Source organism: Streptomyces sp. NPDC028928, from assembly GCF_055564915.1.
The window spans coordinates 126243-150036 of the sequence record NZ_JBVHVI010000014.1; the positions used below are offsets into that span (position 1 = coordinate 126243).

Here is a 23794-nt window from a genome sequence, read left to right on the forward strand (position 1 = left end):
GGATGCGCGACGGGGTGGGTCGCTTCACCCTACTGCGGCCGACGATCACGGTGCGCCCGCACCGCCCCCGACCGGTGCGTCGCCGTCCCCGGGTTCCTCACGCGGGACGAGCGAAGCGAAGTCCCCGGTGTCGCCGAGGCGGACGAGGAACGGCCGCAGGCGGGTGTAGCGGATGACGGTGACGGAACAGGGCTCCACGGAGATCCGCTGGAAGAGGTCGAGGTGGAGGCCGAGGGCGTCGGCGACGAGCGCCTTGATGATGTCGCCGTGGGAGCACATGAGGTAGACGGCGTCGGCGCCGTGCTCCCGCTCCACGCGCGCGTTCCACTCGCGTACGGCCTCGGCGGCGCGGGTCTGCATGGCCCGCATGGACTCCCCGCCGGGGAAGGCGGCGGCGGACGGGTGGGCCTGGACGACCTCCATCAGCGGCTCGTCCTTCAGCTCGGCGAGCTTGCGGCCGGACCAGTCGCCGTAGTCGCACTCCCCGATCCGCTCCTCGGTGTGGGAGCGCAGGCCGGGGCGGGCCTCCAGCAGCGGCCGTACGGTCTCCTGGCAGCGCTGGAGGGGGCTGGTGACGACCTCGGAGATCGGCAGGGCGGCGAGCCGCGCGGGCAGTGCGGCGGCCTGCTGGGCACCGCGCTCGTCCAGGGCGACGCCGGGCGTCCGCCCGGCGAGCACGCCCGAGGTGTTGGCGGTGGAGCGTCCGTGCCTGACGAGGATCAACGTGGGCATGCGGACCAGAGTAGGCGCATCACCTGGTGCGCCGGCGGTCGGGCGAAGGGAGAATGCGCAGCGTGATCGTGGACTGCGCCGTCTACCGGCACGGACACCGCGCCGAGGGACCGGATGACCTGTCGGACGCGCTCGCCGAGGCACGGGCGGCGGGCGGGTTCGTGTGGATCGGGCTGTACGAGCCGTCGGAGCGGGAGTTCGACCTGGTCACCGACGAGTTCGGGCTGCATCCGCTGGCCGTCGAGGACGCCCTCAAGGCTCATCAGCGGCCGAAGCTGGAGGTGTACGACGACTCACTGTTCATGGTGCTGAAACCGGTCGTGTACGAGCCCGACAGCGACACCGTCTCGGCCGGCGAGGTGATGGTCTTCGTCGGTGACTCCTTCGTGGTGACCGTCCGGCACGGCGAGGGTTCGCCGCTGGCGGCGGTGCGGCGCCGGCTGGAGGAGGAGCCGGAGATGCTCGACAAGGGGCCCACCGCCGTGCTGTACGCGATCGCCGACGCCACCGTGGACCACTATCTGGAGGTGGCGACGGAGCTGCAGACCGACCTGGACGAGCTGGAGGTGCAGGTGTTCCGGCCGGAGACCGGCAGTTCCCGCAACACCGCGTCCCGGATCTACACCTTCAAGCGGCAGGTCCTGGAGTTCCGCCGGGCCACCGGGCCGCTGACGGTGCCGCTGACCCGGCTGGCCGGGAACGGCCCGCTCGGCGGCGCGGTGCCCTTCGTGCGCGACGAGGCGCGGCCCTTCTTCCGGGACGTGGGCGACCACCTCACGCGCGTGAACGAGTCCGTGGAGGCCCTGGACCGGCTGGTGTCGGACATCCTGTCGGCCCACCTGGCGCAGATGAGCGTGCGGCAGAACGACGACATGCGGAAGATCTCGGCGTGGGCGGCGATGGCCGCGGTGCCCACGATGATCGCGGGGATCTACGGCATGAACTTCGACCACATGCCCGAGCTGCACTGGGTGGTGTCGTACCCGGCGGTGATCGCGCTGATGGCGGTGCTGGAGGTGCTGCTGTACCGGCTGTTCAAGCGGCGGGGATGGCTGTGAGGTCTCCGGTGGCGGACTCGGGGCGCTACACGAACTCGGGGACCGGGTCCGCCGGTCCGCCGAGGGCGTCGCGGTGCTCGGGCATCCGCAGGCCGATCATGCGGTGCCAGCCGGCGAGGCGTTCGTAGGCGTAGACGGCGTGGATGCCGGCCGCGAGCAGCGCCGTCTTGGCTCTCGGCCAGCCGAGGATGCGGCCCATGTGGGCCATGACGGCGAGGCTGACGTCCCGGTAGACGCGGATCTCCGCGAGCGCGCACGCGCGCAGGGTGCGCTGGATCAGCCGCCCGTGCCCGGCGGCGGCGAGGCGCAGCAGTTCCTCGTGGGTGTAGGCGAGGTGGTTGTCCTCGTCGTGGGAGATCATGCGGACGGCCCTGCCGATGTCGGGGTGGTCGGCGAAGTGCCTGAGCAGCAGCTCCATCTGCTCGGAGGCGCGCTGTTCGGTGACCCGGCTGTGCGCGAGGTAGACGACGATGTCCCGCTCGGTGAGCGGCTCGTCCCGCCTGAGCTTGTCGTGGGCGAGACCGATGCCGTTGCGCTCCAGGAGCATGGTGTAGTCGGTCTCGGGCGGTACGGGTACGGGGGTGAGCCCGCGTTTCTTCAGCAGGGCGGTGAAGATGCGGCCGTGCTTGTCCTCGTCGGCGCCGTGGCGGGCGATCTTCGGGGCCAGCGCGCGCTGGCTCCGCGGGACCAGTGCGGCGATCCGCCCGTTCTCCCAGCCGCCCTGGGCCTCTCCGCCGGCGGCGATGGAGCAGAAGAGCCGGAAGGACTCGTCGTGGGCGAGGATCTCCTGGAACAGACTCTTGGCCGAAAACATGGGCGCCACCTTCCGCAGCATTCCGCGGTGTCCGCAAAGAACGAGTCAAATGCGGACAGAAGGAAGCTGCAACAGGGGTGCGGGCCCGCTCGGCCGAAAGAAGGACCGCGGGGGGTCGTAACCGCGCGGCTCCGGGCGCGTTGTTCCCGGTGACGGCCGTGGCGGGGAAGACCCCCGAGCCCCCACCACGGCCGCGGAAACCCCCTTACGCGAGCCCGGCGCGCTCCAGGGCCTCGACGCCGGCCCGCAGGGAGGCGATCCGCTCCTCCAGCGTGAAGCCGGCCGGCGACAGGCTGAGGGTGGTGACCCCGGCGGCGGCGTAGGCCTTCATCCGGTCGGCGATCCGGTCGACGGAGCCCAGCAGGGTCGTCCGGTCGATGAGGTCCTGCGGGATCGCGGCGGCGGCTCCCTGCTTGTCCCCGGACAGGTACTTCCGCTGGATGTCGGCGGCCTCCTTCTCGTACCCCATGCGCTGTGCGAGCTGGTTGTAGAAATTCTGCTTGGCGCTGCCCATGCCGCCGACGTACAGCGCGGTGTACGGGCGGAAGGTGTCGGCGAGCCGGGAGACGTCCTTGTCGTCGCCGAGGGCGATCGGCAGGGTCGGGCACACGTCGAAGCCGTCCAGGGTCAGCCCGGCCTTTTCCCGGCCCGCGCGCAGGTGCTTGATCGTCGTCTCCTCCAGGTGCTCGGCGGAGGGGAAGATGAGCAGCGCGCCATCGGCGATCTCGCCGGTCTGCTCCAGGTTCTTCGGGCCGATCGCGGCGATGTAGAGCGGGATGTGCTCGCGCTGCGGGTGCACGGTGAGCTTGATCGGCTTGCCCGGACCGCCGGGCAGCGGCAGGGTCCAGTGCTCGCCCTCGTACGTCAGCCGCTCCCGGGTCATCGCCCGGCGGACGATCTCCACGTACTCGCGGGTGCGGGCCAGCGGCTTGTCGAACTTGACGCCGTACCAGCCCTCGGAGACCTGCGGGCCGGAGACGCCGAGGCCGAGCCGGAAGCGGCCGCCGGAGAGCGAGTCGAGCGTGGCCGCGGTCATGGCGGTCATCGCGGGCTGGCGGGCCGGGATCTGGAAGATGGCCGAGCCGACGTCGATGCGCTCGGTCTGGGCGGCGACCCAGCTGAGCACCGTGGCCGCGTCGGAGCCGTAGGCCTCGGCGGCCCAGCACACCGCGTAGCCCAGCCGGTCGGCCTCCTGCGCCACGGCCAGGTTGTCGCCGTCCATTCCGGCACCCCAGTAGCCGAGGTTGATCCCGAGCTGCATGGCCGATTCCCCTTACTCATGAGTAACGTGCCTGTGGGGCAGACCTTAGCGCGGGGGCGGGCGCGGGGGCACCCACCCGGCGTGGCCGGTGGCACCCCGCCCGCGCACCAGCCGATCCGGTTGTCCACAGGCAACCCACCGCACCGGTTCTGGCCAGTAATCTCGCGGGCATGGAGCAGAGGCATCTCGGCCGGACCGGCCTGCGCGTGTCCCGGATCGGACTCGGCACCCTCACCTGGGGGCGGGACACCGACGAGCACGACGCCGCGGACATGCTGAAGGCGTTCTGGGAAGCCGGCGGCACCCTGGTCGACACCGCGGACGTGTACGGCCACGGGGAGGCGGAGTATCTGCTCGGACAGCTGATGGACGGCCTGGTCCCGCGCCGGGACCTGGTGATCTCCACCAAGGCGGGCAGCATCCCCGACCCGGACCGCCGCTTCGACGGCTCCCGCGGCCATCTGCTCGCCGCGCTCGACGCCTCTCTGGCCCGCCTGGGCACGGACTACGTCGACGTGTGGCACATCCACGCCTACGACCCCGACACCCCGCTGGAGGAGACGCTCCACGCCCTCGACCTCGCGGTCAGCAGCGGCCGGGCGCGGTACGCGGGCGTCTCCAACTTCTGCGGCTGGCAGCTGGCCAAGGCGGCCACCTGGCAGCTCGCCGCGCCGGGCGCCCGCACCCGGCTGGCCAGCACACAGATGGAGTACTCGCTGCTGCAGCGGGGCGTGGAGCGGGAGGTGCTGCCGGCCGCGCTCGACCTCGGCGTGGGCCTGCTGCCCTCCTCCCCGCTCGGCCGGGGCGTGCTGACCGGCAAGTACCGGCACGCCACTCCCCCGGACTCGCGCGGTGCCTCCGAGCACCTCGCGCCGTTCGTGGAGCCGTACCTGGACGACACGGCGACCCGGATCGTGGACGCGGTGACGACGGCCGCCGACGGGCTCGCCGTGACCCCGCTCCAGGTGGCCCTCGCCTGGGTCCGGGACCGGCCCGGGGTGGCCGCGCCGATCGTCGGCGCGCGCAACGCGCAGCAGCTCACGGCGGCGTTGTCAGTGGAGGCCCTTAGTCTTCCTGACGAGATCTGCCGGGCGCTGGACGATGTGTCGGCGCCCGTGCACCGCTATCCCGATCACGACTGGAGCACGCTGTGAGCACGGAGCCGGAGACCACGGAGGAAGCCGGGCCGGGGACGCCGGACACCCATGAGCCCCAGGAGACCCCGGACAGGGGGCCCGACGGGGACGCCACGGCGGAGGACACGGAGACGACCACCGGCGCGGAGACGACCACCGGCGCGGAGGCCGCCGGCGGCGCGGAGGCGACCACAGGTGCGGAGCACACCGGCGGGGCGGAGCACCCGGGCGGTGCGGGGAAGCCCGAGGGGGCGGAGCACACTGGCGGTGTGGAGGCCGTCGACGGTGCGGACGACGCCCAGGGCACGGCGGCGGCCGACGAGGCGGAGAACCCTGGCAGCGCGGAGGCCGCCGAGGGCGCGGAGGGGACCGACGGAGCCGAGGACGCCGAGGGCTCGGAGAGTGCCGGTGGCGTGGAGCACCCGGGCGGTGCGGAGGCTGCCGGTGGTGCGGGCGAGGCCGAGGGCGTGGAGGGGGGCGGCTCTGAGGGGGGTGCTGGTGCGGGCGAGTTGTCCGAGGTGGAGGCCGAGCTGGCCGCGCAGCGGATCGAGCGGGAGCGGATCGAGCGGCGCAAGGCCGAGAAAAGGGGCCCGATCGCCAGCGGCGCCAAGCTGAGCGGCAAGGCCGCCGACCTGCTCGCGGCGGTCCGGGCCGTGGAGAGCGGCGAGAAGCCGGTGGCCGCGGTGTTCGCGGAGCCCGCACCGGCACCGCGTCGCCCCGCGCCCGAGCCGGTGCGCATGCCCCGGCCCGCCCCCGCGCCGGCCGTGCCCAGCGGCCCCGCGCCGGAGACCGTCGACGCCGTACGGCGTGTGCTGGCCGAGGGCGGCGCGCCGGAGGCCCTGGCCCCGCAGGTCGCCGCAGTCCTCGGCGAGGGCGCCGGCACCGCGCTCCGGGAGGACCCCTGGCAGCTGCTCCGGGTCGGCGGCGTACGGCCGGAGCAGGCCGACGGCTTCGCCCGGGCACTGCTCGGCGCCGGCTGCGGACCGGACGACGAGCGGCGGGGCCGCGCGGTCACCGTGTGGCTGCTGGAGCAGGCGGCCGTGGCCGGGCACACCGCCCTGGACCTGCCCACGCTGACCGCGGCGCTCGGCAAGCAGGGCGTGCCGGACCCGGACGCTGCGGTGCAGGCCACCCTCGCCGAGGGCGAGGCACTGGTGTTCCAGGACGCCCTGGAGGAGCCCGGTGCCCCTGCGGCGCAGGACACCGACGAGGAGGAACAGGAGCGGCCGGTCCGGGTCCTCGTCGGCCTGGAGCGGTACGCGCTGGCCGAGGAGAGCCTCGCCGACGGCCTGGCCCGGCTGGTCAACTCCCTGGCCAAGGAGGCCGGGCAGGCCTGGGAGGCGACCGCCGCCGGGCTGTCCGGCGGTGCGGCCGAGCTGGCTCGCGCGGTCGCCGGGCACGGCCTGGTGCTGCACACCGGAGGGGAGGCGGCCCGCGCCGAACCGGCCGCGCTGCTCGGCGCCGCCCGCGCCGCGGGCCTGCGGGCCTTCGCCGCCTGCCACACGCCGGACGGGCGCCGGCGCCTGGCCGAGCGGCTGGGCGGGGAGCCGGCGGAGCAGGGCGTGGGCACGGTCGCCGGGCTGCTGTCCGGCGCCGAGGGTCCGGGCCGGGACGCGGACGGCGCCCTGGAACTCGACCTGCTGATCGTGCTGGACGCGCCCCAGCTGGACGTGGAGAGCGCCGCGATGCTGGTGGAGTCGCTGCCCGACGGGGCCCGGCTGGTGCTCAGCGGCGACCCCGGGGTGCTGTGGTCGGCCGGTCCGGGCCGGGTCTTCGCCGACCTGCTCGCGGCCCGGGTCTGCCCGCAGACCGCCTCCCGTGTCCCGGATCCCGGGCCCCTCGGCGAGCTGGTCTCCGGCATCGGCGTCGGCGAGCTGAACCAGGTCGACGCCCCCGGCAAGGAGATCGTGATCGTGCCGGTCCGGGACGCGGCCGAGGCCGTGCACCGCACGGTGCAGCTGGTCGCGGACTCGGTGCCGCGGGCGCTCGGCGTCCCGGCCGACCAGACCGTGGTGATCACCCCGGGCCACGGCGGAGCCGCGGGCACCCGCGCCCTCAACTCCGCCCTGAAGGAGCGCCTCAACCCCGGCCCCGGCCGGTTCGGCGGCTTCGACCCCGGCGACCGGATCGCCTACTCCCCCGCGCCGGGGCGCACGGTGCCGGGCGTGGTGGTGAAGGCCGACGCCGACGGGCTGCACCTGTCGTGCGCCGGCGCCCCCGTCGTCGTACCCCGGGAGCGGGTGGAGGGCAGTGTCCGGCACGGCTGGGCGCTGACCGCGCACCAGGCGGTGGGCGCCCGCTGGCCGGCGGCGGTCGTGGTGCTGCCCGGCGACGCGGTGCAGGTCCTCAGCCGTCCCTGGGTGTACACGGCGTTCGGCCGGGCGGAGCGGCACCTGTCCGTGGTCCACGGCGTGGAGCAGGCCCTGCCGAAGGCGGTCGCGGAGATCCCGGCCAAGCCCCGCACGACCCGCTTGCAGACGCTTCTGCGCCCGCAGGAAGCCTGACGCTTCCCGCCGCCCCCGCGTCCGGCGGTGCCGTACCGGCCCCAGGCCCCTACGGCACCGCCGCCACCCCTCACTTCTCGGCGTCGAGCGGCTCCAGCCCCTCGGCCTCCCCGTCCTCGGCCTCTACCTCTTCCTCGTCCTCTTCCTCGTCCTCTTCCTCGTCTTCGATGAACTCGAGATCCTCGTCGTCCCCGTCGTCCGGGTCCTCGCCGTCGGAGACGTCGTCGTCGAAGACCGCGCTCACATCGAACCGGCACACCACCTGCTGCGGATCGATGTGCTCGAACGGCGCCTCCAGCCACTCCCCGGCCTCGGGCGGCTCCTCCGTCGCGGTGACCCAGAGCGTGGAGTCGCCCTCGTCCAGGCCGAACTCCTTGTGCCGGGAGGCGATCTCGTCCGGTTCGAACTCGCCGAAGAGGATGCCCAGCGCCCTGGGGACGGTCCCGGCGGCATCGTCCTCGTCCGGGCCGTCGTCGTACTCCGCCGCCTCGACCCGCTGGGCCTGCGCCAGCAGCCGCTGGGGTTCCGTGACGGTGTAGTCGCGGCGGATCAGCACGCTGATCGCATGGGGTTCCTCCGGGCCCGCGTACGGCGGCAGCGTGTCCTCCGCACCGGGGATCTCGAAGGGGGTGACCTCGTCGTAACGGTCGTAGAGCAGCTCGTCGTACGCCTCGGCGGCAGCGGCCAGCTGGTTGAACGCCTCGGAGACGGCCGGGTCGTCCTCCCCCGACCTGCGTTCGACCGCGGCCAGATGACGGTCGAGCGCGGTCTTGACGGCCTCGGCGGCGGCGCGTACCTCGGCAGCGGTGGGCTGCGCAGCATCAGACATAGTGCAGACGCTATCCGTACCGGGCACCAGCCCGCACAATAGATGCGATGCCGGAATACGAATTTGTCGACGTGTACGTACCTCGCGGGGTCTCGCGCAAGGAGGCGACACGTCTGCTGACGGACCATGCCGAGTACGGACACTGGGAGTTGGACCGACTGAGCCTGTTGCGCGACGGCAGCCGCAAGGTGCGGTTGCGCCGGCGGATCATCCGCCAGGTGCGTGCCACGTGGTGAGTCCGGACCTGTGACCGGACATGAACGGAGCGGGCCCCGCCGGCATGGCAGGGCCCGCTCCGTTTCCGGTCAGGCCGCGGCCCGTGCCTTGCGGTAGATCACCGCGCCCGCGAGCAGCGCGCCCGCGCCGGCCGGCAGCGCCAGGCCGAGCGGCACCTCACTGCCCGTGTGGGCGAGCTGGGCGGTGGCCAGGGGTTCGGCGGAGCGGCCCGTCTGCGCCGTGACCTGGGACGTGCTGTGGCCCGTGGAGCCGCCCGTGCCGGGGTGGGCCGGCTTGCCGGAGTCGCCCGGGTGACCGGGGTTGCCCGGCTTGCCCGGGTGGCCCGGAGTCCCGGGGGTGCCCGGCTTGCCCGGCTGACCGGGGTGGCCCGGCTGACCCGGATGCCCGGGATGCCCCGGGTGACCGGGGTGGCCAGGGTGACCGGGGTGGCCAGGGTGTCCGGGGTGACCCGGCTTCCCGGGCGGGTTGCCGTATCCGCCCTCGTTGGCGCAGTCGTTCCCCGTCGTGGCGTTGCCCGCGCCGACGACGTCGACGCTGTTGCCGCACACGTTCACCGGGACGTCGATCGGCACCTGGACGGTGTTGCCGGAGCCGACGCCCGGCGAGCCGCCGGTGTGGCCGCCCGCGTGCGCGCCGCCGGAGCCGCTGTGCTGACCCCCCGAAGCGCCTCCCGAGGCGCTCCCCGAAGTGCCGCCGTGGTTGGCGCATTTGTTGCCCACCGACGGGTTGAGCAGCCCGACGACGTTCACGGTGTTGCCGCAGATGTTCACCGGTGCGTGCACCGGCGCCTGCACCGTGTTGCCGGACAGTACGCCGGGCGAACCCCCGGCGCTGCCCGCCGCGCCCGAGTCGGCGTGTGCGTAGCCGCCCGCGGCGGCGATCACGCCGGTCGCGGCGGCCATGGTCATCAGGCCCTTGCGCGTGCCCTGTCGCATGCTGAATTCCCCCCTGCCTTCCATCTCTTCGCTCGTGAAAGACCGGTCGGCCCCGGAACGCGTGGCGCGCGCTCCGAGGCCGACGGCTCGTAAGAAGACGCCCCTCAGGGAGCCGGCGTCACTTGTTGACGCAGGCGTTGCCGAAGGCGGGGTTCAGGAGCCCGATCACGTTGATCGTGTTGCCGCACACGTTCACCGGGACGTGCACGGGCACCTGGATGACGTTGCCGGACACCACGCCCGGGGAGTGCACGGCGGCACCCTGGGCACCGGAGTCGGCGACGGCGAGGCCCGCACCCGCGAGAACCAGCCCACCGGTGGCAGCCGCAGCAGCGACGACCTTCTTGATCATTCTTCCTCCTTGTTGGCAATGCGATCCCAAGGCGCGGGATCACATCAGCTGTAACGAGGAGGGACTGATGAAGCTACGAACCGATCGTCGCATTCACCCTTCTCAGTCGGTCTCGTACGACTGCCCGAATACCTGAGGGCAGAGCGTCACGACGCGTCGATGAACCGGTCGAGCACCCGCACGCCGAACTGCAGCCCGTCCACCGGGACCCGCTCGTCCACGCCGTGGAACATGCCGGCGAAGTCCAGCTCCGGCGGCAGCTTCAGCGGGGCGAAGCCGAAACCGCGGATGCCGAGGTCGTCGAAGGACTTGGCGTCGGTGCCGCCGGAGAGCATGTACGGGATCGCCTTGGCGGTCGGGTCCTCGGCGAGCAGCGCGGACTGCATGGCCTCGACCAGGGCGCCGTCGAAGCTGGTCTCCAGCGCCTTGTCGGAGTGCACGTCCTCGCGCCGGACGTTCGGCCCGAGGAGCCGGTCGAGGTCGGCGAGGAACTCCTCCTCGTGGCCGGGCAGGAACCGGCCGTCGATGTGGGCGGTGGCCTCGCCCGGGATGACGTTGACCTTGTAGCCGGCGTTCAGCTGGGTGGGGTTGGCGGTGTTGCTCAGGGTCGCGCCGATCAGCTTGGCGATACCGCCGAGCTTGGCGAGGGTGGACTCCATGTCCTCCGGGTCCAGCTCGGTGCCGAGCGCGTCGCCCAGTTCGTCGAGGAAGGCGCGGGTGGTCTTGGTGACCCGTACCGGGAACGTGTGGCGGCCGACCCGGGCGACGGCCTCGGACAGCTCGGTGATGGCGTTGTCGCGGTGGATCATCGAGCCGTGCCCGGCGGTGCCGGCCACGGTCAGCTTCATCCAGTGCATGCCCTTCTCGGCCGTCTGGATCAGGTAGAGCCGGCGCTGCTCGTTCACGGTGAAGGAGAAGCCGCCGACCTCGCTGATCGCCTCGGTGACGCCCTCGAACAGCTCGGGGTGGTGGTCGACCAGGTAGCGGGCGCCGTAGGTGCCGCCGGCCTCCTCGTCGGCGAGGAAGGCGACCACGATGTCCCGCGGGGGCCGGCGCCCGCTGCGCAGCCGGTCGCGGACGACCGCCAGCGTCATGGCGTCCATGTCCTTCATGTCGACGGCCCCGCGGCCCCACACGCAGCCGTCGGCGATCTCCCCGGAGAAGGGGTCGTGGGTCCAGTCGACCGCGTTGGCCGGTACGACGTCCAGGTGGCCGTGGATGAGCAGCGCGGGCCGGGACGGGTCCTCGCCCTCGATGCGGGCCACCGTGGAGGCGCGGCCGGGGTGCGACTCGTAGATCTTCGGCTCCAGCCCGACCTCGGCGAGCTTCTCGGCGACCCACTCGGCGGCCTTGCGCTCGCCCGGGCCGGAGTGGTCGCCGTAGTTGCTGGTGTCGAACCGGATCAGCTCGCGGCAGAGGTCCACGACCTCGTCCTCGCCGGTGACGCTCCTGGCCGTGTCCGTCTCGCTCACGTGCTTCCTCCCGCTGTCACTGCTGATGGTCCTGCCACTGCTGGTGGTCCTTCCTCCTCATCCTCTCTCCGGCCCCGCCCCGCGCCCAAGACCGGGCCCGGCCTGTGACACGCCGTTCACGCGCGGCCCGCTCCGGGACCGGGGGTGATCAGCCACCCCCGAAAGCCTGGTAATGTTTCCTTCGTCGCCGCGAGGGAAACCCCGCCGAAAGGGAAACCCCGCACGACAGACACCTTGTCCGGGTGGCGGAATGGCAGACGCGCTAGCTTGAGGTGCTAGTGCCCTTTATCGGGCGTGGGGGTTCAAGTCCCCCCTCGGACACCAGCAAGGCCCCTGCTTCGGCAGGGGCCTTTCGCGTGGCTGGGGCCGGCTTCCTAGACTTGAGGGGTGGCCCGGGCCAACGACGAGGTCGAGGCGATCCTGCGGGAGTACGCCGATCTCATCGCGATCACCGGAGGCGATGCCTTCAAGGCACGCGCCTACGAGAAGGCGGCGCGGGCGATCGGCGGGTATCCGGCGGACGTCTCGAAGCTGGACGCCGAGGGGCTGCGGGAGATCCCGAACGTGGGCCGGTCGATCGCCGACAAGGTGGCCGAGTACCTGCGCACCGGGAGGATGGCGGTCGTCGAGGAGCGCCGGGCGAAGATCCCCGCCGGGGTGCGCGAACTGATCACGATCCCGACCCTGGGCCCGAAGAAGGCGCTGCGGCTCTACGAGGACCTGCACATCTCGTCGGTGAGCGAGCTGGCCGCGGCCGTCGAGGCGGACGCGCTGGCCGATCTGAAGGGCTTCGGCGAGAAGACGCAGGAGAACATCCGGCACGGCATCGAGTTGCTCCAGCGGGCGGGCGCGCGGGTGCCGCTGTCGCTGGCGCTGGACACCGCCGAGGAGATCGTCGCGGAGCTGTCCGGCGTGGCGGGCTGCGCGCGCTGTGCGTACGCCGGTTCGCTGCGCCGGATGCGCGAGACCGTCGGCGACCTGGACGTGCTGGTCGCGGCGGAGCGGTCGGCGCCGTTCATGGACGCGCTGTGCGAGCTGCCGGTCACCGCGGAGGTGATCGCGCGGGGCACGAAGAAGACGTCGGTGCGGACCGGCAAGGGCCTCCAGGTGGATCTGCGGGTGGTGCCGCCGGAGTCGTGGGGCGCCGCGATGCAGTACTTCACCGGGTCCAAGGCGCACAACATCCGCACCCGGACCATCGCCGTGCACCAGGGGCTGAAGCTGTCCGAGTACGGCGTGTTCGACACCGGGAGCGGGGAGTCGGTCGCCTCCCGCAGCGAGGAGGAGGTGTACGCGCGGCTCGGGCTGCCGTGGATCCCGCCGACGCTGCGCGAGGACCGCGGGGAGATCGAGGCGGCGCTGGGGGACGGCCTGCCGGAGGTGGTCGGCGAGCGGGACATCCGGGGCGACCTGCACACGCACACCGATCTCACGGACGGTCTGGCATCGCTGGAGGCGATGGTGGAGGCGGCGGCCGGGCGCGGTTACGCGTACTACGCGGTCACCGACCACGCGCCCGACCTGTACATGCAGCGCATGACGGACGAGAAGATCCTCGCCCAGCGGGAGCGGCTGCGGGAGCTGGACGGCACCCGGCGCCGGATGCGGCTGCTGCACGGCACGGAGCTGAACATCGGTCCGGACGGGGAGGTGGACTGGCCGCAGGAGTTCCTGGCCGGGTTCGATCTGTGCGTGGCCTCGCTGCACTCGCACTTCGACCTGGGCCGCGAGGCGATGACGCGGCGGCTGGTGCGGGCCTGCGAGAACCCGTACGTCAACATCCTCGGGCATCCCACGACCCGGCTGATCGGCAAGCGGCCGGGGGTCGACGCGGACTGGGACGAGGTGTTCGCGGCGTGCGCGCGCACCGGTACCGCGCTGGAGGTCAACGCCCAGCCGGACCGGCTGGACCTGTGCGACGAGGACATCCTGAGGGCCCGGGAGCACGGGGTGAGGTTCGCGGTGAACACCGACGCGCACTCCGTGCCGCACCTCGCGCAGCTGCGCTACGGCGTGGGCACCGCGCAGCGCGGCTGGCTCACCGGGGAGGACGTGATCAACACCTGGCCGCTGACCCGACTGCGCCGGTTCCTGCGGAAGGGCGGACGGGCCTGAGGGTCCGGGCTCAGGCCGCGGGCCGTGCCGTGAGCGTGCCGTCGTCGGCGTGTACGACCCGGGTGCCGAGGGGGCGGGCGTAGGCGTCGAGGACGGTGCGCAGCCAGGCGGTGTCCTCGGCCGGGGCGTGTTCCAGGCGCAGCCGGCGTGCCTGGAGCGGCACCATGCGCAGACCGGTCAGCCGGCCGGTGCCGGGCTCGACCGACACGAGGTACAGCAGGCGCAGGTCGTCGCGGAAGCGCTCGTAGCCGCCGATGCCCTCGTAGTCGTCCACGAGATCGCCGCAGCCGTACAGGACGAGCCGGTCCCGGTAGATCTCCGGCGGGCGCGGATGGTGCGAGGAGTGCCCGTGGACGAGGTCGGCGCCCGCGTCGATCAGCGCGTGGGCGAAGCGGACCTCGGCGCGGGAGGGGGCATAGCCCCAGTTGGGGCCCCAGTGGACGGAGGCGACGACGAGGTCGCCGGGCTGCCGCTCGGTCTGCCGCAGGTGGTCGGCGAAGTCGGTGGCGGCGGCCGTGGTGGGCGCGGTGACGAGGGCGACGCCGGGCCGTTCGGCGGTGGCGGCCCAGCCGTGCGGGATGCCGCTGGAGGGCATCCCGAAGGCGAGGACGAGGACGCGTCCGTCCGGCCGCAGCGGGACGGTGGCCGGGCGCCACGCCTCCTGTGCGTCCCGGCCCGCGCCGGCGCTGCGCAGCCCGGCCGCGGCGAGGGAGTCCAGCGTCTCCTCGAGGCCGGCGGGGCCGAAGTCGAGCACGTGGTTGTTGGCGAGGACGCAGACGTCCGGGCGGGCCGCGGCGAGGCAGGGCAGGTTGTCGGGGTGCATCCGGTAGTGGACGCCCTTGCCGGGGGCGAAGGTGCCGTCCCGGGTGACGGCGGTCTCCAGGTTGATCACCCGTACGTCCGGTGCGGCCCGCTCCAGGACGGGCAGTGCCTCGCCCCAGGGCCAGGCGGGGTCCACGGGCCGGGGTACGGGTCCGTTCGCGGCCTCGGCCAGGGCGACGTACTCCCGGGCGTCGCGGACGTAGTCCTCCCGCAGGACCGGATCGCCGGGGTGCGGGAGGATCTGGTCGACGCCCCGGCCGAGCATGACGTCACCGGCGAGGCAGAGGGTGACGGCCTTCTCGCGCATGGCCGCGGGACTATACGTGCGCGGGTGCCATGTGGTCCGTGAACCAGTCACGTGCCAGTTCGGTCACCCGTTCCAGCGTGCCGGGCTCCTCGAAGAGGTGGGTGGCGCGGGGGACGATCTCCAGCCGGTTCTCGCACTGGAGTTGGGCCTGTGCCTCCCGGTTGAGTTCGAGGACCAGCGGGTCCGCGCCGCCGACGACGAACAGGGTGGGTGCCGTCACCTCGCCGAGCCGGGGTCCGGCGAGGTCGGGCCGGCCGCCGCGGGAGACGACCGCGGCGGGCCGCGCGTCGGGTTCGGCGGCGGCCCAGAGCGCGGCGGCCGCGCCGGTGCTGGCCCCGAAGTAGCCGATGGGGAGCCCTTCGGCGTCGGGTTCCTCGCGCAGCCAGCGGGTGGCGGCGTGCAGGCGGCCGGCCAGCAGCGCGATGTCGAAGACGTTGCCCCGGTCGGCCTCCTCGGCGTCGGTGAGCAGGTCGAACAGCAGGGTGCCGAGCCCGGCCCGGTGCAGCCCCTCGGCGACGAACCGGTTGCGTGGGCTGTGCCGGCTGCTGCCGCTGCCGTGCGCGAAGGCGACGACTCCGGTGGCGCCGTCGGGCAGGGTGAGCCGCCCGCCCAGCCGGGTGCCGCCGGCGGTCACGGTCACCTCGCGGTCGGTGGAGCGGGCGCCGGCGGTGTGCCGGTGGCGGCTCGCGGCCCGGCGCAGGCAGGTGGTGACCTCCTCGTCCTCGACCTGGGCGAAGTCGCCGTAGAACTGGCCGACGGCGGCGAAGTCCCACGGGTTCTCCAGGCAGACCATGTCGTCGGCGTCCCCGTGCAGGCGCCGGGCGAAGTCGCGCGGGGCCACGGGGACGGCCAGGACGATGCGGGCCGCGCCGCGGGCGCGGGCGATCCGGCAGGCGGCGCGTGCGGTGGAGCCGGTGGCGACGCCGTCGTCCACGACCACGGCGGTCCGCCCGGCGACGGGGACCGGGGGTGTCGCGCCCCGGTAGCGCGCCGCCCGGTCGTGCAGCACCTCGCGCTCGCGTTCCTCGACCAGGCGGAGGTCGTCCGGCGAGACGCCGGTCCCGCGCAGCACCTCCTGGTTGATGACGCGGACGCCGTCCTCGCCGATCGCGCCCATGCCCAGCTCGGGCTGGTAGGGCACGCCCAGTTTCCGTACCAGGCAGACGTCCAGCGGGGCGTCGAGCGCCTCGGCGACCTCGGCGGCGACCGGCACGCCTCCCCGGGGCAGCCCGAGCACCACCACGTCCTGGCCCCTGAGGTACTCCAGGCGTTCGCCCAGCCGCCGTCCCGCTTCGAGGCGGTTCCTGAACACGGTGGCCTCCTTCACTCCCGGGGCAGCCAGAGCGGCGCCGGGCCGTCCGTGTCGGCGGCTCCCGTCGCTTTCATGTCGCCGTCGGCGGCGCGCAGCAGCATGCGGCCCATGGCGATGAGGGCGCGTCCGGCGGCGAGTTCGTCGCCGATCTCCGGGATCGCCCGGTCGTAGGGGTTGCGGCGGGCCTCCGCGTGGCTCTCCAGGACGTTGTCCCCGGTGTCGAGGATGATCCGGGCGGTGGTGTCCGGATCGTGCTCGGACAGGTACAGGTTCAGCCGCCACTCCTTGACGGCGGGAGGACGGCTGCTCGCGGGTCCGGTCATCGTCCGGCTCACCTCCCGGGCTGCGCTGCGCTGCTCTTCCACTGTGCACCCGGCCCGGGGCGGACGCCTCCCCTGCTCCGGGCAGAATGTGGACCATGACCTCGCGCACCTGCCCTTGCGGACTCCCCCGGAGCTACGACGCCTGCTGCGGCCGTTTCCACGCGGGGGCCGCCGCCGCGCCGACCGCGGAGCTGCTGATGCGGTCGCGGTACAGCGCGTTCGTGAAGGGGGACGCGGGGTATCTGCTGCGCACCTGGCATCCGCGGACCCGGCCGGAGCGGCTGGACCTCGACCCGCGGATGCGGTGGACGGGCCTGGAGATCCTGGACACCACCGACGGGTCCGCCTTCCACAGCACGGGCACGGTGACGTTCCGCGCCTCCTACCGGGGCGGCTCGCTGCACGAGCGGAGCCGGTTCGAGCGGGTGGAGGGGGCGTGGGTGTACGTGGACGGGGAGTTCCTGGACGAGTAGCCCGCGGGCAGGGCGCCTAGGGCGCCAGGATGTCCAGTTCCTGGAGGGCGCCCACGGTGATCTGCCGGGTGAGTTCCTCGGCGCGGACCGCGTCGCCCTCGCGGACCGCCTCGGCCACCCGTACGTGCAGGGTGACGGCGGCCGGGTCGGGGTCCTCGAACATGACCTCGTGGTGGGTGCGGCCGGCCAGTACCTCGGCGACGACGTCGCCGAGCCGGGCGAACATCTCGTTGCCCGAGGCGGTGAGGATGACCCGGTGGAAGGCGATGTCGTGGACCAGGTACTCCTCCAGCTTGTGGCCGCGTGAGTTGGCGACCATGCCGAGCGCGCACTCGGTGAGTTGGGCGCACTGCGCGGCCGTGGCGTGCTGCGCGGCGAGGCCGGCCGCGACGGGTTCGACGGCGGAGCGCAGCACGGTGAGCGAGCGCAGCTGGTGCGGGCGGTCGGCGCCGGCCAGGCGCCAGCGGATGACCTGCGGGTCGTAGACGTTCCACTCGGCCTTGGGGCGCACGGTGACGCCCACGCGGCGGCGGGACTCGACCAGGTGCATGGATTCCAGGACGCGGACCGCCTCGCGCATCACGGAGCGGGACACCTCGAAGCGCTGTGCCAGCTCGTCGGTACGCAGGACGCTGCCCGGCGGGTACTCGCCCGCTGTGATCGCGGGGCCGAGGGTGTCCAGTACATGGCCGTGCAGCCCCCGGCCCGGTGTGCTCATGCACTCAGCGTACGGCGTGGATCACAGAGCCAAAAAGTCAGACTTATATGTCACAGACTCTTGAATTCGTCGTACCTAATGGGTTTCAGTGTGGCGACGCCGCAGTGGCGTCGATGTCGAGGAAGACAGCGAGGCAGTGATGCGAACCCCCCAGGTCGTCGTCGTGATGGGCGTCGCGGGGACGGGCAAGACCACGATCGGTCCTCTGCTCGCCGCGCGGCTGGGCGTCCCGTACGCCGAGGGCGACGACTTCCACCCGCAGGCCAACATCGACAAGATGTCGGCCGGGATCCCGCTCGACGACGCCGACCGGTGGCCGTGGCTCGATGCCATCGGGCACTGGGCGCACGGCCGGGCCGGACTGGGCGGGGTGGTCAGCAGCTCGGCGCTGAAGCGGTCGTACCGCGACCGGCTTCGGGCCGTGGCCCCCGGAATCGTGTTCCTGCACCTGACGGGCGACCGGCAGCTGATCGAGGAACGGATGCGGCAGCGGCAGGATCACTTCATGCCGACCGCTCTGCTGGACTCCCAGTTCGCCACGCTCCAGCCGCTCCAGCCGGACGAGGCGGGAGTCGCCGTGGACGTCAGCGGCAGCCCCCAGCAGATCGCCGAGCGCGCCGTTCAGGCCCTCGCCCTGCTTCCCGACACCGCGGGCAGCGCTCAGTAGCGCCCGTCAGTACACCCCCGTCACCGCAAGGGAACCCCCGTGACCAGACTCAGCGTCGAGATGCTGGCAGCGGACGCGCCTGCGCCGATCACCTCCGCCGGACACGCCCAGCTGGGCATCGCCGTGCTGGTGGGCATCGCCGTGATCGTCCTGCTCATCACCAAGTTCAAGCTCCATGCCTTCCTGGCCCTGACCATCGGCTCGCTGACCCTCGGGGCGGTCGCCGGGGCACCGCTCGACAAGGCCATCACCAGCTTCACCACCGGGCTCGGCTCCACCGTGGCCGGCGTCGGCGTCCTGATCGCGCTCGGGGCGGTCCTGGGCAAGCTGCTCGCCGACTCCGGCGGCGCCGACCAGATCGTGGACACGATCCTCGCCAAGGCCGGTGGCCGGGCGATGCCCTGGGCGATGGTGCTGATCGCCTCCGTGATCGGCCTGCCGCTGTTCTTCGAGGTCGGCATCGTGCTGCTGATCCCGGTCGTGCTGATGGTCGCCAAGCGCGGCAACTACTCGCTGATGCGCATCGGCATCCCGGCCCTCGCCGGCCTGTCCGTGATGCACGGCCTGATCCCGCCGCACCCCGGCCCGCTGGTCGCCATCGACGCGGTCAAGGCCAACCTGGGCGTGACCCTGGCGCTCGGCATCCTGGTCGCCATCCCGACGGTGATCATCGCCGGTCCGCTGTTCTCGAAGGTCGCGGCCCGCTGGGTCGACGTGCCGGCGCCCGACCGGATGCTGCCGCAGCGCGCCTCGGAGGAGCTTCAGCGCCGTCCGGGCTTCGGCGCGACGCTCGCCACCGTGCTGCTGCCGGTGGTGCTGATGCTGGCCAAGGCGCTGGTGGACATCGTCGTCGACGACCCCGCCGACACCACCCAGCGCGTCTTCGACGTCGTCGGCTCCCCGCTGGTCGCGCTGCTCGCCGCCGTGATCGTCGGCTTCTTCACGCTGGGCCGGCCCGCCGGCTTCACCAAGGACCGGCTCCAGCAGACCGTCGAGAAGGGCCTGATGCCCATCGCCGGCATCCTGCTGATCGTGGGCGCTGGCGGCGGCTTCAAGCAGACGCTGATCGACTCCGGTGTGGGCCAGATGATCCTGGACGTCTCCAAGGACTGGTCGATCCCGGCGCTGCTGCTGGCCTGGCTGATCGCGGTGGCGATCCGGCTGGCGACCGGCTCGGCGACGGTGGCGACGGTCTCGGCGGCCGGTCTCGTCGCGCCGCTCGCGGCCGACATGTCGACCACCCACGCGGCGCTCCTCGTCCTGGCCATCGGCGCGGGCTCCCTCTTCTTCAGCCACGTCAACGACGCCGGTTTCTGGCTGGTGAAGGAGTACTTCGGGCTGAGCGTCGGGCAGACCGTGAAGACCTGGTCGGTGATGGAGACGATCATCTCGGTGGTCGCCGGCGGCCTGGTCCTGCTCCTCTCCCTGATCATCTAGGGATACGGCGACGAGGGCTCACCCCTTCTTCGCGGCCGGGGGCGGTCGCGAAGAAGGGGTGCCGGCGTCCTGAGCCGCGGCTGAGGACGCCACAGCGGGTGCTCCCGCGCCGCCCACTCCTCGCTCACCGCCCCCGTCCGCAGCCCCCGTCTCGCCTCCGGGTCCCCCAGGGCCATGCCGATGTGGCCCGCCAGGACCACGCCGATCGTCAGGGCCAGCCAGTCGTGGACGAAGGTCGCCGAGGTGCGCCACATCAGCGGGGTGAGGTGGGTGAACCACATCATCAGGCCGGTGCCGAGCATGACCAGGGTCGCGCCGGCGATCCAGGCGGCGTAGATCTTCTGGCCGGCGTTGAACTTTCCGGCGGGCCGGGACCCGTGGCGTCGGTCGCGGCGCAGGGCGGCGCGCAGCCAGACCCGGTCGTGCGGGCCGAAGCGGTTGAGGAAGCGCAGGTCGGTGCGGAAGGCGCGAGAGGCCAGGCCCAGCAGGACCGGCACCGGCAGGGTGAGGCCCGCGTACTGGTGGATCCGGACGACCAGTTCGCGGCGGCCGACCAGGACCGCCAGCTGCGGGACGTAGAGGACGGCCGCGGTCAGCACGCACACGCCCATCAGCGCGGCCGTGCCGCGGTGCACCCAGCGTTCGGCCCGGCTGAAGCGGTGGACGCGCGCGCTCGGCGGGGCCGGGGTCTCAGCTCGTAGGGTCATCGGTCCGTCCGTTCGAGCGGCCGACCCAGGCGTCGACGTCGTAGCCGAGGTTCTCCCAGTAGCCGGGCCGTACCCGGTCGGTGACGGTGATGCCGGAGAGCCACTTGGCGGACTTGTAGAAGTACATGGGGGCGACGTAGAGGCGGGCCGGGCCGCCGTGGTCGTGGCCGATGTCCTTGTCCTGCATGCGCAGGGCGACCAGGACGTCCGGGCGGCGGGCCTGGTCGAGGGTGAGGCTCTCGGTGTAGGTGCCGTCGAAGCAGGTGAAGCGGAGGGCCTTGGCGGAGGGGCGGACGCCCGCCGCGTCCAGCAGGTGGGAGAGCCGTACGCCTTCGAAGGGGGTGCCGGGGACGCGCCAGCCGGTGACGCACTGGACGTCCCTGACCAGCCGGGTCTGCGGCAGGGCGCGGAGTTCGGCGAGGGTGTAGCGGCGCGGGCGGTCGACGAGGCCGTCGATGGTGAGGCGGTAGTCCGCGGCGGTCCGGTGCGGGACGGAGGCGGCGACGGAGTAGTAGCGGAAGCCGCCGCCGTTGGGCAGCAGACCGGTCAGGCCGGTGGGGTCCCGGTCGGCGACGCCGCCGAGGAAGCCTTCGAGGCCGCGTTGCAGCGCGGGCGCCGCGATCACGCCGAGGGCACCCAGGCCGAGGGTGCCGAGGAAGACACGGCGGCCGACGGGCCGGCCGTCCTGCTCGTTCTGCGGTTCCTCGGATTGTTCAGGGTTCACGTATTCATTCGAGCACTCGGGGCCGCGCGGGGCCAGATGATCGGGCCACTGGTCAGACTTCCGTCATCATTTCCTGCCCGGCGCGCGGGTGCGGGCCGCGTGGAAGGCGGCCAGCGGGTCCGGGTACGCGTACGCCCAGGGCGCCGGGGTGGCGTGGTCGCCGATGCGCTGGAACAGGGCCGCCGCCTCGGCCGGGCGGCCGGCGCAGGTGAGGGCGAAGGCGAGGTGGTTGAGGTCGATGTGGCGGCGGGGGTGTTCGTCGTGCTCCCACTCCAGCCACCAGTCGAAGCAGGCGCGCAGGATCCGCCGGGCACGCGGGCCGGACCAGTGGCCGGAGGCGGCGGGGTCGGCCGGGGCCAGGCCGGTGGCGGCGAGGACCCGGTAGCGCTCGGCGTAGGCGACGACCGGCAGGACGGCCAGCGGGGAGTCGGCGGGGGCCTCGGCGGCGGCCAGCTCGGCGAGGTCGTACACCTCGTGGGCCTCGGACCGGCCGCCCGCGGGCCGTTCGGCGAGGCGGGCGATCAGCAGGTGGTGGGCGTGGTGGTGCTCGGGGTGGCGGCGGCGCAGCTCGGTGAAGGCGGTGAGCACCTCCTGTTCGGGGCCGAGGGCGCGGGCGAGCAGCAGCCGGCCGAGCCAGGGGGTGGGGTCGGCGGGGGCGAGCGCGGCGGCCGTGTCGCAGGTCTCGCGGGCCCGGTCGGGTTCCTCCTTGCCGCGCAGGGCGCGGTGCACCAGGGCGAGGGCGAGGAGCGCGGTGGCGTCGGCGGAGCCGGGCTCGGCGGCCAGCCAGTCGGACGCCCAGGCGGCGGCGTAGGGGTCCTGGGCGAGCACGGTGAGGCGGTGGCCGCGGCGGTCCCAGTCGTCGCCGGTGTGCACCAGCAGGGAGCGGGCGGCCTGCCGTCGGCCCTGGGCCAACGCGGCACGGGCGGTGCGGAGTTCGGCGTCGTCGAGGGCCGCGTCGAAGGTCTCGGAGTCGAGCAGGGGCGGGAGAGGGGGCACCGCGGGGCTTCCTGTTTCTCGGGCTGCCATCGACCGATCACGCACAGCAAACCCTCAGCCAAGGGTCGCGTCAAGCGGAACAGCACTGTTGCGAGCTTCAACTTCCCTGGCCACAGGGGTACTTGAGCATTCCGGTGCAGGTGGGACGCGTCCTGAACGGGCCAGGCCGTGGAATTTTCCTGTGGCCTATGCCATCGCGTTCCGGGGCGTGCGCCCCGGCTTGTTGTGGCGTACGCCATGGCGCCGCGCCGCCCGGCCCCGGACCATGGCGAGTCAACCGCCCGGTTCCGGGTTCTTCCGGGGCCCCGCCGTCCCGGGGCGCTACAGTCGGCCACTGCACGCCCGTGGTCCGGCCGGATGATCGAGGTACACAGCGTGTCCGTACTGGTTCTCCTGTTCGCCGTGAGCGCGGCCTGCTGTCTGGGCTTCGGCTTCGTCCTCCAGCAGAACGCGGCGCAGCGGGCACCGCTCGGCGACTTCCTCTCCTTCCGGCTGCTGATCGACCTGATGCGGGTGCCGCGCTGGCTGGGCGGGCTCGGGCTGATGGTGGCCGGCATGGTGCTCGGCGCGGTCGCCCTCGGCAAGGGCGAGATCTCCCTGGTCGAGCCGCTGCTCGCGACCAACCTGCTGTTCGCCCTCGCGCTGTCGCGGCACCAGACCAAGCAGGCCCTGGGCCGCCAGGGCTGGGCCGGTCTGCTGCTGCTCGCGGGCGGGGTGAGCGCGTTCATCATGGCGGGCGAGCCGCGCGGCGGCTCGGCCGTCGCCGATCCGCTGCGGCACTGGCTGATCATCGGGGCGGTGGTGGGCGCGGCCCTGCTCCTCACGGCGTACGCCAAGCGCTCCCGGCTGAGCTGGGGCCCGGTACTGCTGGCCCTGGCGGCCGGACTGCTGTACGGCATCCAGGACGCGCTGACCCGGGTGAGCGGCACCCGCTTCTCCGACGGCGGCCTCACCGAGCTGTTCACCGGCTGGCAGCCGTACGGCGTGGTGGCGTGCGGGGTCACCGGTCTCGTCCTGGTGCAGAGCGCGTTCGAGACGGCCCCGCTGCGCATGTCGCTGCCCGCGCTCACGGCGGCCGAGCCGCTCGCCGGGATCCTGTGCGGGGTGGGCTTCATGGGCGACCGGCTGCGCACCGACACCGGGGCGCTGGCCTGGGAGTCGGCCGGGCTCGCGGCCGTGGTGGCGGGCATCGTGCTGCTCGGGCTGCATCCGGCGATGCCGTGCGGCACGGCGGAGCCGGAGCGCGCGGCCCGGGCCCTCCAGCACCGCTGAGCCGGCGGCCCTGCCGGGACACCGGTAGGGGCCGCCCTGCTTGGATACCGGCATGAACCCTGCCAACCCTGCTGACGAGATCCTCGACATCGTCGACGAGCACGACCGGGTCGTCGGCCAGTACCCGCGCGGCGAGGCCTACGCGCGCGGGCTGCGCCACCGCTGCGTGTTCATCCAGGCCCGGGACGCGGCCGGCCGGCTCTTCGTGCACCGGCGCACCGCGACCAAGCTGGTCTTCCCGTCCCTGTACGACATGTTCGTCGGCGGGGTCGTCGGCGCGGGCGAGTCGTACGACGAGGCGGCGCTGCGGGAGGCCGAGGAGGAACTGGGCGTGACGGGCCTGCCCCGGCCGACGTACCTCTTCAAGTTCCTGTACGACGACGGCGCCGGGAACAGCTGGTGGTCGGCGGTGTACGAGGTGCGCTGCGAGCTGCCCGTGCGCCCGCAGGCGGAGGAGGTCCAGTGGCACGCCTTCCTGCCCGACGAGGAGGTCGAGCGACGGCTCGGCGTGTGGGAGTGGGTGCCGGACGGGCTGGCGGCGTACGAGCGGCTGCGGGCGTTCCGGGCGGGCCGGTGACCGCCGGGTAGGGT

General features: G+C 73.2%; 24 protein-coding genes and 1 tRNA gene. 11 read left to right on the plus strand and 14 right to left on the minus strand.

The features are described from left to right. Positions 1-45 precede the first annotated feature (45 nt). A complete protein-coding gene (locus tag ACZ4U1_RS30785) occupies positions 46-732 on the minus strand; it encodes a histidine phosphatase family protein (protein ID WP_467907432.1) in 687 nt (228 codons plus the stop codon). Positions 733-794: 62 nt separating this feature from the next. Between ACZ4U1_RS30785 and corA the strand changes: the two genes are divergently transcribed. After that, positions 795-1790 (plus strand): magnesium/cobalt transporter CorA, encoded by a 996-nt coding sequence (gene corA / locus ACZ4U1_RS30790; protein WP_467907557.1) that lies wholly within the window; start codon positions 795-797, stop codon positions 1788-1790. A 25-nt stretch (positions 1791-1815) separates the two neighbouring features. Here the strand turns inward: corA and ACZ4U1_RS30795 are convergent, their stop codons facing one another. Further along, positions 1816-2604, minus strand: a complete 789-nt coding sequence (locus ACZ4U1_RS30795) for a ferritin-like domain-containing protein (protein ID WP_467907433.1) — start codon at positions 2602-2604, stop codon at positions 1816-1818. A 205-nt stretch (positions 2605-2809) separates the two neighbouring features. Then, entirely contained in the window at positions 2810-3865 is a 1056-nt protein-coding gene (locus ACZ4U1_RS30800; RefSeq protein ID WP_467907434.1) for an LLM class F420-dependent oxidoreductase, read from the minus strand. Between the two features lie 170 nt (positions 3866-4035). On the opposite strand from ACZ4U1_RS30800, the gene ACZ4U1_RS30805 reads away from it, so the two are divergent. Next, a complete protein-coding gene (locus ACZ4U1_RS30805) occupies positions 4036-5019 on the plus strand; it encodes an aldo/keto reductase (protein WP_467907435.1) in 984 nt (327 codons plus the stop codon). Then, positions 5016-7505: a helix-hairpin-helix domain-containing protein gene (locus ACZ4U1_RS30810; RefSeq protein ID WP_467907436.1), complete on the plus strand. Its 2490-nt coding sequence runs from the start codon at positions 5016-5018 to the stop codon at positions 7503-7505. The genes ACZ4U1_RS30805 and ACZ4U1_RS30810 overlap by 4 nt, the downstream gene beginning before the upstream one ends. 70 nt (positions 7506-7575) lie before the next feature. On the opposite strand, the gene ACZ4U1_RS30815 is transcribed toward ACZ4U1_RS30810, so the two are convergent. Next, entirely contained in the window at positions 7576-8334 is a 759-nt protein-coding gene (locus tag ACZ4U1_RS30815; RefSeq protein WP_467907437.1) for a hypothetical protein, read from the minus strand. A gap of 47 nt (positions 8335-8381) precedes the next feature. Here ACZ4U1_RS30815 and ACZ4U1_RS30820 point away from each other — a divergent pair, with 47 nt between their 5' ends. Then, positions 8382-8570, plus strand: coding sequence for a DUF5703 family protein (locus tag ACZ4U1_RS30820; RefSeq protein WP_043407302.1), 189 nt, complete (start codon positions 8382-8384; stop codon positions 8568-8570). A 69-nt stretch (positions 8571-8639) separates the two neighbouring features. Here ACZ4U1_RS30820 and ACZ4U1_RS30825 read toward each other — a convergent pair whose 3' ends face one another. The 3 genes from ACZ4U1_RS30825 to ACZ4U1_RS30835 form a co-directional block, all read right to left on the minus strand. Continuing rightward, complete coding sequence (locus tag ACZ4U1_RS30825; RefSeq protein ID WP_467907438.1) at positions 8640-9506, minus strand: chaplin; 867 nt, start codon at positions 9504-9506, stop codon at positions 8640-8642. Between the two features lie 118 nt (positions 9507-9624). After that, positions 9625-9858: a chaplin ChpH gene (gene chpH / locus ACZ4U1_RS30830; protein ID WP_014671723.1), complete on the minus strand. Its 234-nt coding sequence runs from the start codon at positions 9856-9858 to the stop codon at positions 9625-9627. A 146-nt stretch (positions 9859-10004) separates the two neighbouring features. Then, on the minus strand, positions 10005-11330 hold the full coding sequence (locus ACZ4U1_RS30835) for a M20/M25/M40 family metallo-hydrolase (protein WP_467907439.1): 1326 nt from the start codon (positions 11328-11330) through the stop codon (positions 10005-10007). 236 nt (positions 11331-11566) lie between these two features. Between ACZ4U1_RS30835 and ACZ4U1_RS30840 the strand changes: the two genes are divergently transcribed. Together ACZ4U1_RS30840 and polX are read left to right on the plus strand one after the other, a co-directional pair. Further along, positions 11567-11654, plus strand: a tRNA-Leu gene (locus ACZ4U1_RS30840). Between the two features lie 63 nt (positions 11655-11717). Next, a complete protein-coding gene (polX, locus tag ACZ4U1_RS30845) occupies positions 11718-13445 on the plus strand; it encodes a DNA polymerase/3'-5' exonuclease PolX (RefSeq protein WP_467907440.1) in 1728 nt (575 codons plus the stop codon). Between the two features lie 10 nt (positions 13446-13455). Here the strand turns inward: polX and ACZ4U1_RS30850 are convergent, their stop codons facing one another. Genes ACZ4U1_RS30850 through ACZ4U1_RS30860 form a run of 3 tightly spaced genes read right to left on the minus strand, consistent with a single transcriptional unit; the run spans position 13456 to position 16209 of the window. After that, a complete protein-coding gene (locus tag ACZ4U1_RS30850; protein ID WP_467907441.1) occupies positions 13456-14574 on the minus strand; it encodes a CapA family protein in 1119 nt (372 codons plus the stop codon). A gap of 10 nt (positions 14575-14584) precedes the next feature. Beyond that, entirely contained in the window at positions 14585-15886 is a 1302-nt protein-coding gene (locus ACZ4U1_RS30855; RefSeq protein WP_467907442.1) for a phosphoribosyltransferase family protein, read from the minus strand. Between the two features lie 11 nt (positions 15887-15897). After that, a complete protein-coding gene (locus tag ACZ4U1_RS30860) occupies positions 15898-16209 on the minus strand; it encodes a dsRBD fold-containing protein (protein WP_467907443.1) in 312 nt (103 codons plus the stop codon). Positions 16210-16304: 95 nt separating this feature from the next. Between ACZ4U1_RS30860 and ACZ4U1_RS30865 the strand changes: the two genes are divergently transcribed. Continuing rightward, a complete protein-coding gene (locus ACZ4U1_RS30865) occupies positions 16305-16682 on the plus strand; it encodes a YchJ family protein (protein WP_467907444.1) in 378 nt (125 codons plus the stop codon). A 16-nt stretch (positions 16683-16698) separates the two neighbouring features. Here the strand turns inward: ACZ4U1_RS30865 and ACZ4U1_RS30870 are convergent, their stop codons facing one another. Beyond that, positions 16699-17400, minus strand: coding sequence for a FadR/GntR family transcriptional regulator (locus ACZ4U1_RS30870; RefSeq protein ID WP_467907445.1), 702 nt, complete (start codon positions 17398-17400; stop codon positions 16699-16701). A 139-nt stretch (positions 17401-17539) separates the two neighbouring features. Here ACZ4U1_RS30870 and ACZ4U1_RS30875 point away from each other — a divergent pair, with 139 nt between their 5' ends. Together ACZ4U1_RS30875 and ACZ4U1_RS30880 are read left to right on the plus strand one after the other, a co-directional pair. Then, positions 17540-18067: a gluconokinase gene (locus ACZ4U1_RS30875; protein ID WP_467907446.1), complete on the plus strand. Its 528-nt coding sequence runs from the start codon at positions 17540-17542 to the stop codon at positions 18065-18067. Between the two features lie 39 nt (positions 18068-18106). Next, a complete protein-coding gene (locus ACZ4U1_RS30880) occupies positions 18107-19504 on the plus strand; it encodes a GntP family permease (protein WP_467907447.1) in 1398 nt (465 codons plus the stop codon). Here ACZ4U1_RS30880 and ACZ4U1_RS30885 read toward each other — a convergent pair. The 3 genes from ACZ4U1_RS30885 to ACZ4U1_RS30895 form a co-directional block, all read right to left on the minus strand. After that, on the minus strand, positions 19501-20211 hold the full coding sequence (locus ACZ4U1_RS30885; RefSeq protein WP_467907448.1) for a cytochrome b/b6 domain-containing protein: 711 nt from the start codon (positions 20209-20211) through the stop codon (positions 19501-19503). The two genes, ACZ4U1_RS30880 and ACZ4U1_RS30885, sit on opposite strands and share 4 nt — an antisense overlap. Further along, positions 20195-20935 carry a molybdopterin-dependent oxidoreductase gene (locus ACZ4U1_RS30890; protein ID WP_467907449.1) on the minus strand — a complete coding sequence of 247 codons (741 nt, stop codon included), beginning with the start codon at positions 20933-20935 and terminating at the stop codon, positions 20195-20197. Before ACZ4U1_RS30890 ends, ACZ4U1_RS30885 begins: the two co-directional genes overlap by 17 nt. A 66-nt stretch (positions 20936-21001) precedes the next feature. Further along, entirely contained in the window at positions 21002-21931 is a 930-nt protein-coding gene (locus ACZ4U1_RS30895; RefSeq protein WP_467907450.1) for a hypothetical protein, read from the minus strand. Positions 21932-22288: 357 nt separating this feature from the next. Between ACZ4U1_RS30895 and ACZ4U1_RS30900 the strand changes: the two genes are divergently transcribed. Together ACZ4U1_RS30900 and ACZ4U1_RS30905 are read left to right on the plus strand one after the other, a co-directional pair. Then, the gene (locus tag ACZ4U1_RS30900) at positions 22289-23203 is read left to right on the plus strand and encodes a DMT family transporter (RefSeq protein WP_467907451.1); all 915 of its coding nucleotides are present in this window, start codon (positions 22289-22291) and stop codon (positions 23201-23203) included. Positions 23204-23255: 52 nt separating this feature from the next. Then, positions 23256-23780, plus strand: coding sequence for an NUDIX hydrolase (locus tag ACZ4U1_RS30905; protein ID WP_467907452.1), 525 nt, complete (start codon positions 23256-23258; stop codon positions 23778-23780). Positions 23781-23794 lie beyond the last annotated feature (14 nt).

Excerpts from the sequence above, each read along its gene's own strand:
- ACZ4U1_RS30785 (WP_467907432.1), bottom strand. The coding sequence starts at position 732 with ATGCCCACGTTGATCCTCGTCAGGCACGGACGCTCCACCGCCAACACC.
- ACZ4U1_RS30795 (WP_467907433.1), bottom strand. The coding sequence starts at position 2,604 with ATGTTTTCGGCCAAGAGTCTGTTCCAGGAGATCCTCGCCCACGACGAG.
- ACZ4U1_RS30800 (WP_467907434.1), bottom strand. The coding sequence starts at position 3,865 with ATGCAGCTCGGGATCAACCTCGGCTACTGGGGTGCCGGAATGGACGGC.
- ACZ4U1_RS30805 (WP_467907435.1), top strand. The coding sequence starts at position 4,036 with ATGGAGCAGAGGCATCTCGGCCGGACCGGCCTGCGCGTGTCCCGGATC.
- ACZ4U1_RS30815 (WP_467907437.1), bottom strand. The coding sequence starts at position 8,334 with ATGTCTGATGCTGCGCAGCCCACCGCTGCCGAGGTACGCGCCGCCGCC.
- ACZ4U1_RS30820 (WP_043407302.1), top strand. The coding sequence starts at position 8,382 with ATGCCGGAATACGAATTTGTCGACGTGTACGTACCTCGCGGGGTCTCG.
- ACZ4U1_RS30825 (WP_467907438.1), bottom strand. The coding sequence starts at position 9,506 with ATGCGACAGGGCACGCGCAAGGGCCTGATGACCATGGCCGCCGCGACC.
- chpH (WP_014671723.1), bottom strand. The coding sequence starts at position 9,858 with ATGATCAAGAAGGTCGTCGCTGCTGCGGCTGCCACCGGTGGGCTGGTT.
- ACZ4U1_RS30850 (WP_467907441.1), bottom strand. The coding sequence starts at position 14,574 with ATGCGCGAGAAGGCCGTCACCCTCTGCCTCGCCGGTGACGTCATGCTC.
- ACZ4U1_RS30860 (WP_467907443.1), bottom strand. The coding sequence starts at position 16,209 with ATGACCGGACCCGCGAGCAGCCGTCCTCCCGCCGTCAAGGAGTGGCGG.
- ACZ4U1_RS30865 (WP_467907444.1), top strand. The coding sequence starts at position 16,305 with ATGACCTCGCGCACCTGCCCTTGCGGACTCCCCCGGAGCTACGACGCC.
- ACZ4U1_RS30870 (WP_467907445.1), bottom strand. The coding sequence starts at position 17,400 with ATGAGCACACCGGGCCGGGGGCTGCACGGCCATGTACTGGACACCCTC.
- ACZ4U1_RS30875 (WP_467907446.1), top strand. The coding sequence starts at position 17,540 with ATGCGAACCCCCCAGGTCGTCGTCGTGATGGGCGTCGCGGGGACGGGC.
- ACZ4U1_RS30885 (WP_467907448.1), bottom strand. The coding sequence starts at position 20,211 with ATGACCCTACGAGCTGAGACCCCGGCCCCGCCGAGCGCGCGCGTCCAC.
- ACZ4U1_RS30900 (WP_467907451.1), top strand. The coding sequence starts at position 22,289 with ATGATCGAGGTACACAGCGTGTCCGTACTGGTTCTCCTGTTCGCCGTG.
- ACZ4U1_RS30905 (WP_467907452.1), top strand. The coding sequence starts at position 23,256 with ATGAACCCTGCCAACCCTGCTGACGAGATCCTCGACATCGTCGACGAG.